This window comes from Streptomyces sp. NPDC093544 (assembly GCF_040683495.1).
Lineage (GTDB): Bacteria > Actinomycetota > Actinomycetes > Streptomycetales > Streptomycetaceae > Streptomyces.
This window is the reverse complement of sequence record NZ_JBFBEA010000020.1, coordinates 13,749-27,776: the sequence shown is the minus strand read 5'-3', so window position 1 is coordinate 27,776 and position 14,028 is coordinate 13,749. Positions and strand designations below refer to the sequence as shown.

Sequence of the window (14,028 nt, the reverse complement as noted above, 5' to 3'; positions counted from 1 at the left end):
GTCCTCGTTCATCCGGCTGCGGGCGGCTGTGCGCCGACGCGCGCCGGCGTGTAGAGGTGCTCGCCGACCCGCTTGACCAGCAGCGCCATCTCGTACGCCACCAGGCCGATGTCGGCTGTCACGGCGGTGAGGACAGCAAGGCATGAGCCGTCGCCCGCGGCCGCGACGAACAGGAAGCCGTCGTCCATCTCCACCATGGTCTGACGTACTCCCCCGGCACCGAAGTGCCGTCCGGCACCCTTGGCGAGGCTGTGGAAACCGGAGGCGACGGCGGCGAGGTGTTCAGCGTCCTCACGCTCCAGCGCGGTGGACGCGCCCACCGCGAGTCCGTCGTTCGACAGCACCACGGCGTGCCGCACCTCGGCCACGCGCAGCACCAGGTCGTCCAGCAGCCAGTCGAGTTCGCCGGACTGCGGGGCGGCCCTCATGTTCGGATCCTGGATCATGCGGGGTCTCCTTCACTGCTGTCGTTGCCCGCTTCGGGGTCGGGTGTGGCACGGAGGCCGGGTGGCCGGCCGCTGCCGCGCGCCCAACCGTCGCGGTAGGCCGACATGCGATCCCGTACGAGTTCGGGAGTTCGCTGATCGTCGGTGCGGTCACCCGCTGCTTCGAGCGGCTCTTCGGAGCGCTGTTCGCGCAGTTGGGGCGCGAGACTCGCCTGCCGCACCCGCCGGGGAAGGTCGTCGGACTCTTCGGGCTCCTCCGGAGGCCGGTGCAGCCGCAACGTGGTGACTCTTGGCGGCGGGTTCTCGGGCGAACCGTTGGCCGGGGTTTCCACGGCGGTCTGTATGGGCGGCACCAATGCGGGTCGCTCGGTGACGGCCTGGACGGAGTCCGGCTCCGGCGCGGCCGACACGCGCGCGTACTCGCGTTCCGCGGGCCTTTCCGTGCCGGCCCTGCGGGGGGAACGTTCCGCCGCGCCGCCGTGCAGCAGGGTGGTGGGCAGCAGAACGACCGCGGTGGTACCGCCGTAGGGCGAGGTCCGCAGGTGCACTTTGATGCCGTGCCGGGCCGCGAGCCTGCTCACCACGAAGAGGCCGAGCCGATCGCTGTCGAAGAGGTCGAGCGCCTCGGACTGCTCGATCCGGTGATTGGCCTCGGCGAGCGTCTCCTTGCCCATGCCAAGCCCCCGGTCCTCCACCTCCACGACGTAGCCGTTGCCGACGGGCTCGCCGCTGACCCGGACTCGGGTGTGCGGTGGTGAGAACTGGGCGGCGTTCTCGACGATCTCCGCCAGGAGGTGGGTGAGGTCGGCCACCGCACCACCCACCACCGGTGCCTCGGGAAGTTGTCGAACCTCCACGCGCGCGTAGTCCTCGACTTCGGACACGGCCGCGCGGACCACGTTCGTCAGCGAGACCGGCATCCGCCAGGCACGGCCAGGCGCGGCCCCGGAGAGGATGATCAGGCTCTCCGCGTGGCGCCGCATCCGGGTGGTGAGGTGATCCAGCCGGAAAAGGTCACTCAGCTCGTTGGGGTCATCGGACCTGCGCTCCATGCTGTCCAGCAGGTTCAGCTGACGGTGCACGAGAACCTGGCTGCGGCGGGCGAGATTGACGAAGACCCCGGAGATTCCGCCGGCGAGTTCGGCGCGTTCGACGGCGGCGCGGAGGGCGGCTCGGTGCACGGTGCCCAGGGCCTCCGCGACCTGTCCGGCCTCGTCCTCGGCGGGTGGCCCGGGCGGGGCCTCGGCGCGGACGTCGATCTCCTCTCCCGCGCGCAGTTTGCGCATGGCCTGCGGGAGTTTGTGACGCGCGATCTCAAGGGCGCTGTTGCGCAGGCCCACCAGCTCGACGACGAGTCCGCGTCCGATGCGTACCGAGATGACGAGCGACGCGACGACCGCGGCGAGTCCGAGCAGGACCGCGGCACCGGCCGGAGTGAGTACTCCGCGTGTGAACGGGTCGGCCCGGTCCGCGACACCGCGGGCCGCGTTCTCCTCGATCGTCCGCATCGCGTTCTGCACGCGCGCGTGGGCGGTGTTCCAGTCGGCTTCCGGCGCGGCGGCTATCGCTTTGCCGCCGGGTTGGGCCGCGAGCACCTTGTCCTCGGCGGCGCGCACGTCGGCGTACGCGCTCCCCTCCACGAGGTTGTCCCAGGCGGCTCGTTCGGACCCGCTGAGATCCGCCGCAGCGGCGTCGGTCAGCGTACGGCGGGTGTCGACGGCCCCCGTGAACAACCGCAACCGCTCTCCGTCGAGAGTCCTGGCCAGCCGGGCGCTGGACAGCACCGCGTCCTCCTGGGCGAGCGCCTCCCCTGCCCGGGAGAATTCGAGCAGCACGCGCGCGTCGGAGCCCAGTTCTGCGTCCTGGATGCCGGTGAGTGCGCCGTCCACGGCGTAGGCGGTCGAGATGGTTCCGGTGTATGTCCTGTACGTGTCGTCCCATCCCTTACGCCGGTCCAGTACGGCGGCGCGCAGGGATCGCAGCCGCTCGGCTCCGGTGACGAAGGCGTCGAGGCGCGCGGCCACTCCGGCGGGCAGGTCGGCGCCGTCGGCGACGGTGTTGTGCTCGCCCAGTCGGAGCTTCGCGACCGCGCGGTCGGTGCGCCTGGCCAGCTCTTTGAGGTCTTTCTCCTGCGCGGCGGCGGGTGCGGTCGCATACCGGACGGCGGCCGCGCGCTCGGTCTGGAGCGCGGCGACGGCGGCGTCGACCGGTGCGCGGACCGTCGAGTCCACGCTCTGCAACTGCCGTAGCCGTGCGACGTCCTGAGCGGTCGTCACTGTGGCGTACGCCCACAGCGCGAGCAACGAGACGACCGGCACCATCAACAGACAGACGATCTTGGCCCGTACGGTGCGGGGGCGAATGCGCCACGTACCCACGCGCGGGGGTGCTTGTGGCGGCGGCCCGGTGGCGGTCTCGTCGCCGTCCACGCGCTCGTCGGCCGGCGGGCCCGCGTGCGCGCGCCGGCCTCGGGCCGGGGGCTGAGTCGACGTCTCGGCGCCGGCCTTGGGGGTCCTACGGGGTGTACGCATGGCCTCCTCGCTCGGATGGTTTCGGGTCGTGCCTGCCGGCCCGGGGGGGGCCGCCGCTAGCGGGCGATGGTCTCGACCGGCCGCTGGGCCGACGCGGACGCCTCGCGCTCACCGGTCGTCGGCGACAGGGCGACGAACGCCGCTGTCAGGAAGAGATAGGACCCGAGGCCGACGGCGAGGGGGAAGATGAACTGCATCGCCGTGGCCCCGGGCAGGGCTTCGCCGGAGGGGCTGACACGCACGCTCACCGCGATCATTCCGGTGTAGTGCATGCTGCTCACGGCCCCTCCCATGACGAGGGAGGCGACTGCGACCGCCACCGGCGACTTGATGTTGAGTGCCGCCCACAGGGCGGCGGTGGCGGCGACCACGGCGATCACGACGGAGAGCCCGACAAGGGCCGGGTCGTAGTGCACGTCGCCGTGCAGCCGCAACGCGGCCATACCCAGGTAGTGCATGCTCGCGACGCCAAGGCCGGTGGTGAGCCCGCCGAGGGCAAGGGCTCGACCGCGGTCGCGGCCGTAACCGACGGCGAAGACGCCCGCGCCGACGACGACCATGGCGACGAGCAGGCTGACGATGGTCAACGGCACGTTGTAGCGCATTTCCGTCCCGCTGACGCTGAAGCCCAGCATCGCCACGAAGTGCATCGTCCAGATGCCGGTGCCGATCGCCGAGGCCGCGGCGAGGAGCCAGTTGCGGCGCGACCGCCCCGTGGCACCGAGCGCGCGGACGGTGCAGCGCAGCCCTAAGGCGGCGCCGATGCAGGCCATCGCGTACGACAGCACGGGGGTCAGCCAACCGAAGGCTGCGTGGTCCAGGTGTCCCATGGCTCAGGGACGCTAGTCCGGGCAGGGGCGCACCAAGGGGGCGCATTTCGAAAGGTGTTGAAATATGACGGAGAGGTGCAACTGAACGATCGTGTCCCGCTCGAACGTGTGCGTCGGGTCGTACTTCGTGTCGGTGAGGGATCATGCGGAACATGAGCGACCATCACACACATGTCCAGGAGTTCTTCGGGGCACGCGCGGCCGACTGGGACACCCGGTTCCCCGACGACGGTCCCGCGTATGCGGCAGCGGTCGCCGAACTGGGGCTGCGTGAGGGCGCCCGTGTGCTCGACGCGGGCTGCGGCACGGGGCGCGCCCTGCCGCCACTGCGAACGGCCGTGGGGCCCTCCGGAGTGGTCCTGGGGGCCGATCTGACTCCAGCCATGCTGGAGGCCGCCGTGCGGGCCGGACGGGACCGCGAGGGGCAGCTACTGCTCGCCGATGTCACCGGGCTGCCCCTGCGTACCGAGTCGCTGGACGCGGTGTTCGGGGCAGGCCTTATCGCCCACTTGCCGAACCCGGCGGAGAATCTGCGGGAGTTGGCACGAGTCGTACGGCCCGGCGGGGTCCTGGCGCTCTTCCACCCGATCGGCCGGGCGGCACTCGCGGCCCGCCAGGGCCGGCGACTCACTCCGGACGACCTGCGCGACGAGGCCAACCTGCGCCCCCTGCTTGCCGGCTCCGGCTGGGACATGACGTCATACGTCGACGAGGACAGCCGGTTCCTCGCGCTGGCCGCATGCCGCCACTGACGCCTCAGGCCCTTCCGGCGACCTCCGCCACGAAGGCATCGGGGTTGTCGAACATGATGTTGTGCCCTGCGTCGGGCACGGTCACCACCCGCACTCCGGCGGCCTCCAGGCCCTCCCTGCCCGGGAGTTCGCCACTCAGCTCGCCCTGGAGATATACGCGGTCCGCCGTCAGGTCTCGGAGCATGTGGCGCATCGTGGGTTTCGTGCCCCGCGCGAGCCCGGTTGCCGTGCGGTGCAGGGCGCGCGGGTCGGCGAGGCGCATGGTGGCCGCCCAGGAGGCGCCGACCTTGTCGAGCACGCGCGCGTGGCCGCCGTTTTCGACGTAGTCGTCCTCCTCGTACGAGGCGATGCCGCTACTGCCCGCCACGGCCGGAGGGTACGGATCGAGGTTGGCCTCCGCGAGAACCAGCCGCGCGACGAGGTCCGGCCGCCGATGGGCGAGCACGATGGCGACGGCGCCGCCCATGCTGTGCGCGACGAACTCCGCCCCGGTGACGCGGCCCGCGTCCAGAACCGCCGCCAGTGCATCGGCGTGATCCTCCAGCGTGTAGCCGAAGTCCGCGGGTCTGTCGCTGATGCCGTGGCCGGGCAGATCGACGAACAGGGTGCGGCGGCCTGCCAGTTCGGGCCGGGCCGCGATGTGCGCGTTGTAGACCGTCGATGCCGCCCCCAGCCCATGGACGTACACGCGCGCCGGTTCGGCACCCGCCGTCTCCGTCCAGCGGATCTGGCTTCCTTTGCCGTCGAACTCGGCCTGTCTCATCACGCTCTCCTCTGTGCCGCTTCACCATTTTCTCGCGCCTTCAGGAGAATACATCGGACACGATGTATAGATGAAGCGATGTACAGCGAGAGTGCGGCAGAATGTGGTCATGCTCGAGCTGGCCATCCTCGGTTTCCTGTACGACGCCCCGCTGCACGGCTATGAGCTGCGCAAACGCATCACCGCGCTGACAGGCCATGTGAAGCCCGTGGCGGAGAGCACCCTGTATCCCGCGATCAAGCGACTGGAGCAGGCCGGCTTGCTGGCCCGGGCGACGCAGCCCGGATCCGTGGCGGCTCCGCGTCACGTTCTGACACTCACCGAGGAGGGCGGACGCGAACTGCGTCACCGGCTGGCGGAACCGGCGCGGCGCGACATCACCGACGAGAACCGCTGGTTCACCGTGCTCGCCTTCCTCAGACACCTGGAGAACCCGGCGGCGCAGGCCGTCGTACTGCGGCGCAGGCTCGCCTTCCTGGAGGAGCCCGCGAGCTTCTTCTACGAAGGTGACAGACCGCTGCGCGCCGAGGAACTGGACGATCCTTTCCGGCGCGGCATCCTCACCATTGCACGGGCCACCAGCCGGGCCGAACTCGCCTGGCTGCGGGACACGATCGACTCACTCGACGGGAGCGGCGAGGGAGACGGGTGATGCGATGCCGGGCGCCGGAGGTATGCCTGGCTCGGGGACGCGACAGCCGTCCGCGAAGCCCTTGATCTCCCCACCGTCTGCCGCGCACAGTTCGGGCGCGGACGGGTGCGGGTACCAGGTGGCCATCAGCTCCTGGGCCACTCCGAAGGCTCGGCGAACGCTCTCGCCCTTCCAGTCGGTCGTGCCGCTTCACCGGCGCGACCCTCTTCTGCCGCCGAGGCTCCAACTCTACGTTGAGTAGCATTAGTTGAGCGATGAGCGACGACCCGCTCGGGTCGTCACGGGGGAAGGCGGCCAGATGTCCGGAATATTCGGCAGACTCCGCAAGACGTGGGGCAGGAAGACGGCCGAGCGGTCCGAGGAAGGACAGCCCGCGGCACGACGGCCGCAGAAAGCCACGCACAACCTGTTCGAGGCGGCCGCGGCGTACGTATCGGCGTGCGCGGAGGATGACCAGGACCGAATCGAAGAGGCCGCGGCCTGGGTGTCGCCGGAGGCTCTGTCGTTCGGCGTGAACGAGCTGGCCTGCCGGGCTGTCATCGCCCTGGCACGGGAGCGTGACGAGTCGACGCAGACGGTGGCCCGGACACTGCTCGGACTGCCCGCCGTGTGACGGGCAAGGGCTCCGGACGGTCGTTGCGCCTTGTCCAGCCTGATAGCCGCAGCTCTGACTGCGCTTGGCACTCGTGACAAGCGCCTTCCGATCGCATTAGGGTGCGCCGACGGACGTAGGCGATGGGGAGGCTGGGATGGCCGGGACGGACGATGACGCCATCGCCACCGTGGACGACGACGCGCTTTTTGTGCTGACGGCGGTGCTGCTGACACCGGCGAAGTTCCCCAGCGTGCTGGGGGACGACTACCCGGCGGCCTGCGCGGCGCTCGACCTGGCACCCCTGGCCGATGGGTACGGTCTCGTGATCGGCCAGGACGGCGAGGGCGCGCGGTGGACTGTTGTCATCGACGACGTCTCACTCGTCGCCGTCGCCATCGCCACCTGGGACTGCGGCATGGAACACGATCTGTCGCCGGACGAGCGCACGGTCGTCTCCGCGCTGCCCGGCTGGCCCCTTGACGTCGCCGTCGCCGCCCCAGGGGTACCGGCCCCGCACGACCCCGGGCCCGAGCTCACGGAGCGGCCCCCACTGCGCCCGCCGGACACCACCACCTGGGGCCCGGCCCAACGGCGCCTCGGCGCCGACGAGATCGCGCTGCAGTGGGCGACCTGGCGAGAGCAGATAGACGACGCGGATTTCGTGAAGCCGGACGGCGAGGCGCCGACCGAAGAAGCCCCTGAGGATCCTTCGGACCGGACCGAGAGCACCGAAGACGAGCCACTCAGTGGTATCCGCAGGGTCCTGGCGGAGGCACGCTCCTACGTGGACACGCCACCTCCGCTCGGCCGCGTCCGCTCGGCCTTCGCCACGACCGACGCCCGGACCCTGCGCGCCGACGGCCCAGGCTGGTCGTTGGTCGCCAGAACCGACGACATCGCCTTCGTCCTCCTCGACGAGGAGCCCGGAGAAGTCCTGCCCGTCGGACGCGGTCCGGAGCTGCCCGGCCTCCTGGACGCCCTCGACAAAATGGCGGTACGCCCCAGCTGAGCGACCGCGATACGCGATACCCGCACAACACGATCCTCCTGGGATGAGCGCCCTGAGTTTCCGGGCTGCCGCCGGGCGCGGCGACACGTGGCAGCCGGGAGCACAACCCCACTCGCGGACGGCGCCGATGGCGGGCCCGCGAGCGGTGCTGTGGTCGGCTCCGGCGCGCTGGGCGGAGGCGTAACCGATCGGTGGCCCCTCAGCGACCGATCTCCTTGCGCGTGACGCGGCGCAGCCTGCGCCGCTGCGAGGGGTCCAGCGCCAGGTACGCGGCCGCCGGGACTCCCAGCACGATCAGGAAGGCGGCCCACCAGGGCAGCCAGATCAGCAGGATGAGCCCGACCGCCACACCCCCTGCGGCGATCTTCGCTTTCTTCGACATGTGTCGCCTCCTTCGCGGCTAATGCCGCTCTCTGTCCTGAGAACGGGTCCGCGCCTCCCACGGTTCCGGACCGAGACCCTGATACGACCCTGAGGCCCGACCCCTAGCCAACCCTGAGAGGCTCCCCGCCCTCATGCATGTGGCGCAGGGCCTGTCGCCAGGAGTCGACGAGCCCAGGCATCCGTATATCCGTATAGTGGATACCCAACTCTCGGCAGTGCGCGCGCACCAGAGGCTGGGCGACCGCAGACGGGGCGGGCATCTCCCTGGCCCCGCGATTGGGCGCGCAAGCCGTGTCCCGGTGGATGACGAACATTGCCCGGTGTCACCCCCGGCAGAAGGCGACCCGCGCAACGGCTCCGCCGTTCTTGCCTGTCAGCCGGAGTGCTGTACCCTCGGCGACCCGCCCGGTAGTCAAATTTGAGGAATGCGTCATCGCTGTGCAGAGGATTCCTGCGGCAACTCCCGCCGAGATCGCTGAACTGGCCCGCTGCTGTGCCGTTTTCGTACCCGCCGACCTGTCCCGCACCGGCAGCGTCGCCTTCTGGCACGCGAACGGCGACGCTCCTCCCGAGGTGGCGTCCGGTTCCGCAGAGGATCTGACCGTCGTCCTGCCCGCGGACGAGGGCATCGACCTCGTGACCGTACCCGCCGTGTTTCTGCCCGTGCGTGCCGCTCTGCCGGTCCTCACGCGCACGCGTGCCGCCGCGCAGGCGCACCGGGCGACCTCGTTCTGGGGCGCGGCCGCCGTGCTCGCTCTCCAGTTCGCCGCGCGCGGACTGCTGCTGCCCGGACTGACCGTCGACGACCACGACACCTGGCGCGCGGGTCCGCTGCGACCGGAGGACCTGGAGCGGGTCCGTGAGCTGGCCGCCGCGATGCCGCCCCATGCGCACGCGGTGCCGGTGGACGGCGATGAACCGCTGCGGCTGCCCGATCCGGAGCGGCTGTTGCGTGCCTTCCTCGACGCGGTCGCCGACGCGCTGCCGCGCTCGCCCGCGGCGGGGATCGCGGCGGGCGGTCACGCCTTCGCGGCGCAGGAGCCGCAGCACGTGCCCGAGCAGCGCGCCTGGGTCGCGGACATCGCCGCAGGGCACGACGCGGACGTACGGATTTCTCTGCGCGTCGAGGTCCCGGGACTCGCGTCGGCCGTGTCGGAGGAGACCCGGCTGCCGTTCCACGCGGTGCTGCAGGTGCACAGTGTGAGCGATCCGACGCTCGTCGCTGACGCCTCTGCCGTCTGGGCCGACGCCTCGCCCTTCGGCCCGCGCGCGCGGATGGCCGCCCTGCTCTCGCTGCGCCGCGCGGTCCGGGCCTGGGACCCGCTGGCTCCCCTGCTGTCGGCAGCCGTTCCGGACGCCGTCGAACTCGCCGACGAGGACGTCACGGAACTCCTCGGTGAGGGTGCCCGCACGCTGGCGTTGGCGGGCATCGACGTGCACTGGCCGAAGGAGCTGGCGCAGAAGTTGACCGCACGCGCGGTCATCGGTCCGCCGGACGACGAGAAAGGCCTGGCCAACGCCTCTTCGGACGCGCCCTCGTTTCTGTCCGCGGACGCCCTGCTCGCCTTCAACTGGTGGTTCGCGCTGGGCGATCAGCAGCTCACCCGGCAGGAATTGGACCGGCTCGCCGAAGCGAACCGGCCCATGGTGCGGCTGCGCGACCAGTGGGTGCTGGTCGACCCGCAGGAAGTACGACGTGCTCAGGCACAGCAGGACCGCAAGGTCACGCCCATCGACGCGCTGAGTGCCGCTCTGACGGGCTCCACGGAGGTGGACGGCCTCCCGGTCGACGTCCGGCCCACGGGGTGGCTGGCGGCGCTGCGGGAGCGGCTGGCGGACCCGGAGGCGCAGGAGCCGGTCGGGCAGCCCGCCGCCCTCACCGCGACGCTGCGGGACTACCAGCTTCGGGGACTCAACTGGCTCGCCCGCATGACCTCCCTGGGACTGGGCGGCTGTCTCGCCGACGACATGGGCCTGGGCAAGACCATCACGCTGATCGCGCTGCATCTGCACCGACAGAGGGACGAGTCGGCTGCGGGCCCCACACTCGTGGTCTGTCCGGCCTCCCTGATGGGCAACTGGCAGCGCGAGATCGAGAAGTTCGCCCCCGGCACCCCCGTACGGCGTTTCCACGGCTCCCGGCGCAGCCTGGAGGGCCTGGCCGACGGGGAGTTCGTCCTCACGACGTACGGCACGATGCGCCTCGACGCGCCACGGCTCGCCGAGGCGACCTGGGGCATGGTCGTCGCGGACGAGGCCCAGCACGTCAAGAACCCGTACTCGGCGACGGCACGAGCTCTGCGCACAATTGGCTCACGCGCGCGTGTGGCGCTCACCGGCACGCCGGTGGAGAACAACCTCTCGGAGCTGTGGGCGATCCTCGACTGGACGACTCCCGGGCTGCTCGGCAGGCTCGGTACCTTCCGTACGCGGTATGCGCAGGCCGTCGAGGGCGGCCAGGATCCGGCGGCGGCGGAACGGCTCGCCCAGCTCGTACGACCGTTCCTACTGCGCCGCCGCAAGTCGGACCCGGGCATCGCACCCGAGCTGCCTCCGAAGACCGAGACCGACCGCGCCGTATCGCTCACCAAAGAGCAGGCCGGGCTCTACGAGGCCGTGGTCCGCGAGACCCTCGCGGAGATCTCGGGCGCCGACAACATGGCGCGGCGGGGTCTGATCGTGAAGCTGCTGACCGGACTGAAGCAGATCTGCAACCATCCTGCGCAGTTCCTCAAGGAGGACCGGCCGAAGATCCCGGGCAGGTCCGGGAAGCTTGAGCTGCTGGACGAACTGCTCGACACCATCCTCTCCGAGGGAGCGAGCGTTCTGGTCTTCACGCAGTACGTGCGAATGGCGCGCCTCATCGAGAGTCACTTGGCGGCGCGCGGTGTGTCGACACAGTTCCTGCACGGGGGGACGCCCATCAGCGAGCGCGAGGCGATGGTGGATCGCTTCCAGGCGGGCGAAATCCCTGTCTTCTTGTTGTCGTTGAAGGCGGCCGGCACGGGGCTGAACCTGACGCGGGCCGAGCATGTCGTGCACTACGACCGCTGGTGGAACCCGGCCGTCGAGGCGCAGGCCACGGACCGGGCGTACCGCATCGGCCAGAGCCGGCCCGTGCAGGTGCACCGGTTCATCACGGAGGGGACCATCGAGGACCGGATCGCCGACATGCTGCGGCGCAAACAGCAGTTGGCGGACGCGGTGCTCGGCGCCGGGGAGGCGGCACTCACCGAGTTGACCGATGCCGAGCTGGCCGACCTGGTGGAGCTTCGAGGGGGAGCACGATGACGGATCGCGACAGGGAACGCACGTTTGCGGCGCTGCCGCCCGCGCCCGGGCGCAGTTTCGCGCAGACCTGGTGGGGCCGGGCCTGGTTGCAGGCACTGGAGGACGCAGCGTTGGACACCGCGCAGGTGAAGGCGGGCCGCAGGCTCGCGCGCGCCGGAGCGGTGGGTGCCGTCTCGGTGCGTCCGGGGCGCATCACGGCCGTCGTACAGGACCGCGACGGCACCGCGCACCGGGCGGATGTGCTGCTTCAGGAACTGTCCGAGGAACAGTGGGACCGCTTCCTGGTCATGGCCGTCGAACGCGCGGGGCACATCGCCGCGCTGCTCGACCGCGACATGCCTCCGCATCTGGTCGAGGACGCGGCGGCCGCCGGAGTCGAACTCCTGCCCGGACTCGGCGATCTGGAGGCGGAGTGCGACTGCGACGCCTGGGACCACTGCGGGCACACGGCCGCGCTCTGCTATCAGATGGCGCGACTCCTGGACCGGGATCCGTTCGTCCTGCTGCTGATGCGGGGGCGGGACGAACGCACCCTCCTGGAAGAGCTTCAGGCGCGTGGCAGCGCACCCGCAAAGGAGCAGGCGAAAACGCCGAACCCCTGCCCGGAGGGCGTAAGCGCCGCCGAGGCCTACGCGGCCGGGGACATCCTTCCGCCGCTGCCTGCCGTTCCGGCGCTGCCCGAGGGGCCGGGACAGCCGCCTTCCCTGGACACGGAGGCCGCTCCGGCGCCCGGAGTCGAACCGGCCGCCCTGGAGTTCCTGGCCGCCGCGACTGCGGGCGAGGCGTATCGGCTGCTCGCCGAGGCGCTCCGTCCCGGGCACGGACAGCGGACGATCGAGGCCGAGTTGACGCCCGCCCAGGACGCGGTCCGGATTGCTGCCGACCACCCGGAGACCGCGATCGCCCAGCGGCTGGCCGACGGTTCGGGGCGCGACGCGAAGGAGCTGGAATTCGCCGTACGGGCCTGGCGGTACGGCGGCGTGGCCGCGCTGTCCGTCCTTGAGGACGAGTGGACCGTCGAGCCGGACTCTCTGGCACGCGCGCGTGCCGCGCTGGAGTCGGCCTGGGACGAGCACGAGCGGCCGCGGTTGCGTGCCACGCACAACCGTTGGAGCACGGTCGGCGCGTCGGCTCAACTGCGGTTGGGGCGCGACGGCCGGTGGTGGCCGTATCGCAAGGAGCGGGGCCTGTGGAGCCCCGCGGGGCCGGCGGTCGGGGATCCCGCAACGGCTCTCGCCCTGGCCGAAGAGGACCTGAGCGGCGATCCGACGAGTGGTTGACGCGCCACGTTCACTTAGGGATCATGCTGCGTTTGGTGCCGGGGCGAACTCTGGCCGCTGTCAGTCAACTTGTGTCCCAGGAGGCCAGATGTCCCCGCACGCCGTCAGCCGGCGCCGCGTCCGCCGATCCGTCGCCGCGGGCGTGCCGCTCGCCGTGGTGGCCGCCCTCATGGTGACCGGCACCGCGAGCGCGGAGGGGCACCCGTCGCAGGCGCGGGTGACAGGCACCGCGACGCTCGGCGACATACCGCTGGGCACCTTCAGCAACGCGCTGCTTCCCGGCACCGTGGCCGACGACCGAGGCGTGGACCTCGGTGGTATCGGCAGCGACATCTACCCGGCCGGGCGCAAGGGCGAGTTCTGGACGGTGACCGACCGCGGGCCCAATGGCCAGATCAAGGTGGACGGCACCAAGCGCCGTACGTTCCCGGTGCCCGGCTTCGACCCGGCGATCGTGAAGATCCGGGTGTCCGGTGACACCGTGAAGGTGCTCGACGCGATCCCGATCACCACGTCCGGCGGAAAGCCCGTCACCGGACTGCCCGACCAGGCGGCGCGCGACGAGGCGCCGTACTCCTATGACGCTCAGACCCCGCTCACGTACAACCCGAACGGTGTCGACACCGAGGGCATCGTGCGGGCCGCGGACGGCACGTTCTGGCTCGTCGACGAGTACGGCCCCTCGCTGATCCATGTCTCCGCGCGCGGGAAGGTGCTCACGCGCTATGTGCCCAAGGGGCTGAACCTGACCGGCACGGACTACCCGGTGGTCGAGGCGCTGCCCTCCGTCCTGCTGCACCGCAAAATCAACCGTGGCTTCGAAGGGCTCGCGCTGCTCCCCGGCGGTGACCTGGTGCTCGCGGTGCAGAGCCCGCTCTCGCTGCCGGACGGCGACGCGGGAGACGCCTCCCTCACGACGCGGCTGCTGCGCTTCTCGCCGAAGAAGCGGGCCGTCACCGCCGAGTACGCGTACCGCTTCGACCCGGTGAACGTGGTCGACCCGAGCGAGGACGACACCTCGGAGCTGAAGATCTCCTCCGTGGTGGCCGTCGGCCGCGACGAGCTGCTCGTGGAGGAGCGCACCGACAAGGCGGCGCGCCTTCAGTCGGTCAAGCTCGCCAGCAGCGCGAACATCCTCGGCAGCCGGTGGGACACCGCCACGACGTCCCCCTCCCTGGAGCAGCTCGACGACCCGGCGGCCTCCGGCGTACCGGTGCTGCGCAAGCGGCTGGTCGTGGACCTGGGCACGGTCGAAGGGGTGCCCGGCAAGATCGAGGGCGTCGCGCGCGTGGACGACAGGACGCTCGCCCTCATCAACGACAACGACTTCGGAATGACCGACGGGACCGGCGCGTTCGACGCGCAGGGCCGACTGGTGGACAGCGGTATCGAGACGACAGTCACGTACGTGCGGCTGCCTCGCGGTATCTGAACCCCACCCCCTCAAGGACCCCTTCGTGCGGCACGCGCGCGTGAGCCTCGAACATCGGCCACG

At 70.9% G+C, this 14,028-nt stretch carries 13 protein-coding genes and 1 pseudogene; 7 read left to right on the top strand and 7 right to left on the bottom strand.

From position 1 onward, the window contains the following. Positions 1-8 precede the first annotated feature (8 nt). From AB0N66_RS28430 to AB0N66_RS28420, 3 genes are read right to left on the bottom strand one after another with little or no spacing between them, the layout of a single operon-like run. Entirely contained in the window at positions 9-446 is a 438-nt protein-coding gene (locus AB0N66_RS28430) for a roadblock/LC7 domain-containing protein (RefSeq protein ID WP_365440252.1), read from the bottom strand. Continuing rightward, positions 443-2,977 carry a nitrate- and nitrite sensing domain-containing protein gene (locus AB0N66_RS28425; protein ID WP_365440250.1) on the bottom strand — a complete coding sequence of 845 codons (2,535 nt, stop codon included), beginning with the start codon at positions 2,975-2,977 and terminating at the stop codon, positions 443-445. Before AB0N66_RS28425 ends, AB0N66_RS28430 begins: the two co-directional genes overlap by 4 nt. A 56-nt stretch (positions 2,978-3,033) precedes the next feature. Further along, entirely contained in the window at positions 3,034-3,807 is a 774-nt protein-coding gene (locus AB0N66_RS28420) for an MHYT domain-containing protein (RefSeq protein ID WP_365440248.1), read from the bottom strand. Between the two features lie 152 nt (positions 3,808-3,959). Here AB0N66_RS28420 and AB0N66_RS28415 point away from each other — a divergent pair, with 152 nt between their 5' ends. Further along, positions 3,960-4,559: a class I SAM-dependent methyltransferase gene (locus AB0N66_RS28415; RefSeq protein ID WP_365440246.1), complete on the top strand. Its 600-nt coding sequence runs from the start codon at positions 3,960-3,962 to the stop codon at positions 4,557-4,559. A gap of 4 nt (positions 4,560-4,563) precedes the next feature. Here the strand turns inward: AB0N66_RS28415 and AB0N66_RS28410 are convergent, their stop codons facing one another. Next, on the bottom strand, positions 4,564-5,322 hold the full coding sequence (locus AB0N66_RS28410; RefSeq protein WP_365440244.1) for an alpha/beta hydrolase: 759 nt from the start codon (positions 5,320-5,322) through the stop codon (positions 4,564-4,566). Positions 5,323-5,431: 109 nt separating this feature from the next. On the opposite strand from AB0N66_RS28410, the gene AB0N66_RS28405 reads away from it, so the two are divergent. Beyond that, positions 5,432-5,974 carry a PadR family transcriptional regulator gene (locus AB0N66_RS28405; RefSeq protein WP_365440242.1) on the top strand — a complete coding sequence of 181 codons (543 nt, stop codon included), beginning with the start codon at positions 5,432-5,434 and terminating at the stop codon, positions 5,972-5,974. Here the strand turns inward: AB0N66_RS28405 and AB0N66_RS28400 are convergent. Next, complete coding sequence (locus AB0N66_RS28400) at positions 5,942-6,100, bottom strand: hypothetical protein (protein ID WP_365440240.1); 159 nt, start codon at positions 6,098-6,100, stop codon at positions 5,942-5,944. The genes AB0N66_RS28405 and AB0N66_RS28400 overlap by 33 nt on opposite strands. A 172-nt stretch (positions 6,101-6,272) precedes the next feature. On the opposite strand from AB0N66_RS28400, the gene AB0N66_RS28395 reads away from it, so the two are divergent. Continuing rightward, positions 6,273-6,587 (top strand): hypothetical protein, encoded by a 315-nt coding sequence (locus tag AB0N66_RS28395; RefSeq protein ID WP_365440238.1) that lies wholly within the window; start codon positions 6,273-6,275, stop codon positions 6,585-6,587. Between the two features lie 136 nt (positions 6,588-6,723). Further along, on the top strand, positions 6,724-7,578 hold the full coding sequence (locus tag AB0N66_RS28390) for a hypothetical protein (RefSeq protein ID WP_365440236.1): 855 nt from the start codon (positions 6,724-6,726) through the stop codon (positions 7,576-7,578). A gap of 199 nt (positions 7,579-7,777) precedes the next feature. Here the strand turns inward: AB0N66_RS28390 and AB0N66_RS28385 are convergent, their stop codons facing one another. Further along, on the bottom strand, positions 7,778-7,960 hold the full coding sequence (locus tag AB0N66_RS28385) for a hypothetical protein (RefSeq protein WP_365440234.1): 183 nt from the start codon (positions 7,958-7,960) through the stop codon (positions 7,778-7,780). 103 nt (positions 7,961-8,063) lie between these two features. Then, positions 8,064-8,285 (bottom strand): annotated as a pseudogene (locus AB0N66_RS28380) (hypothetical protein); the annotation flags it as partial. Between the two features lie 115 nt (positions 8,286-8,400). Between AB0N66_RS28380 and AB0N66_RS28375 the strand changes: the two are divergent. From AB0N66_RS28375 to AB0N66_RS28365, 3 genes are all read left to right on the top strand, one after another. After that, the gene (locus AB0N66_RS28375) at positions 8,401-11,253 is read left to right on the top strand and encodes a DEAD/DEAH box helicase (protein WP_365440232.1); all 2,853 of its coding nucleotides are present in this window, start codon (positions 8,401-8,403) and stop codon (positions 11,251-11,253) included. Then, positions 11,250-12,533 (top strand): SWF or SNF family helicase, encoded by a 1,284-nt coding sequence (locus AB0N66_RS28370; RefSeq protein WP_365440230.1) that lies wholly within the window; start codon positions 11,250-11,252, stop codon positions 12,531-12,533. The genes AB0N66_RS28375 and AB0N66_RS28370 overlap by 4 nt, the downstream gene beginning before the upstream one ends. An 88-nt stretch (positions 12,534-12,621) precedes the next feature. Then, positions 12,622-13,965, top strand: a complete 1,344-nt coding sequence (locus AB0N66_RS28365; RefSeq protein ID WP_365440228.1) for an esterase-like activity of phytase family protein — start codon at positions 12,622-12,624, stop codon at positions 13,963-13,965. Positions 13,966-14,028: the final 63 nt, after the last annotated feature.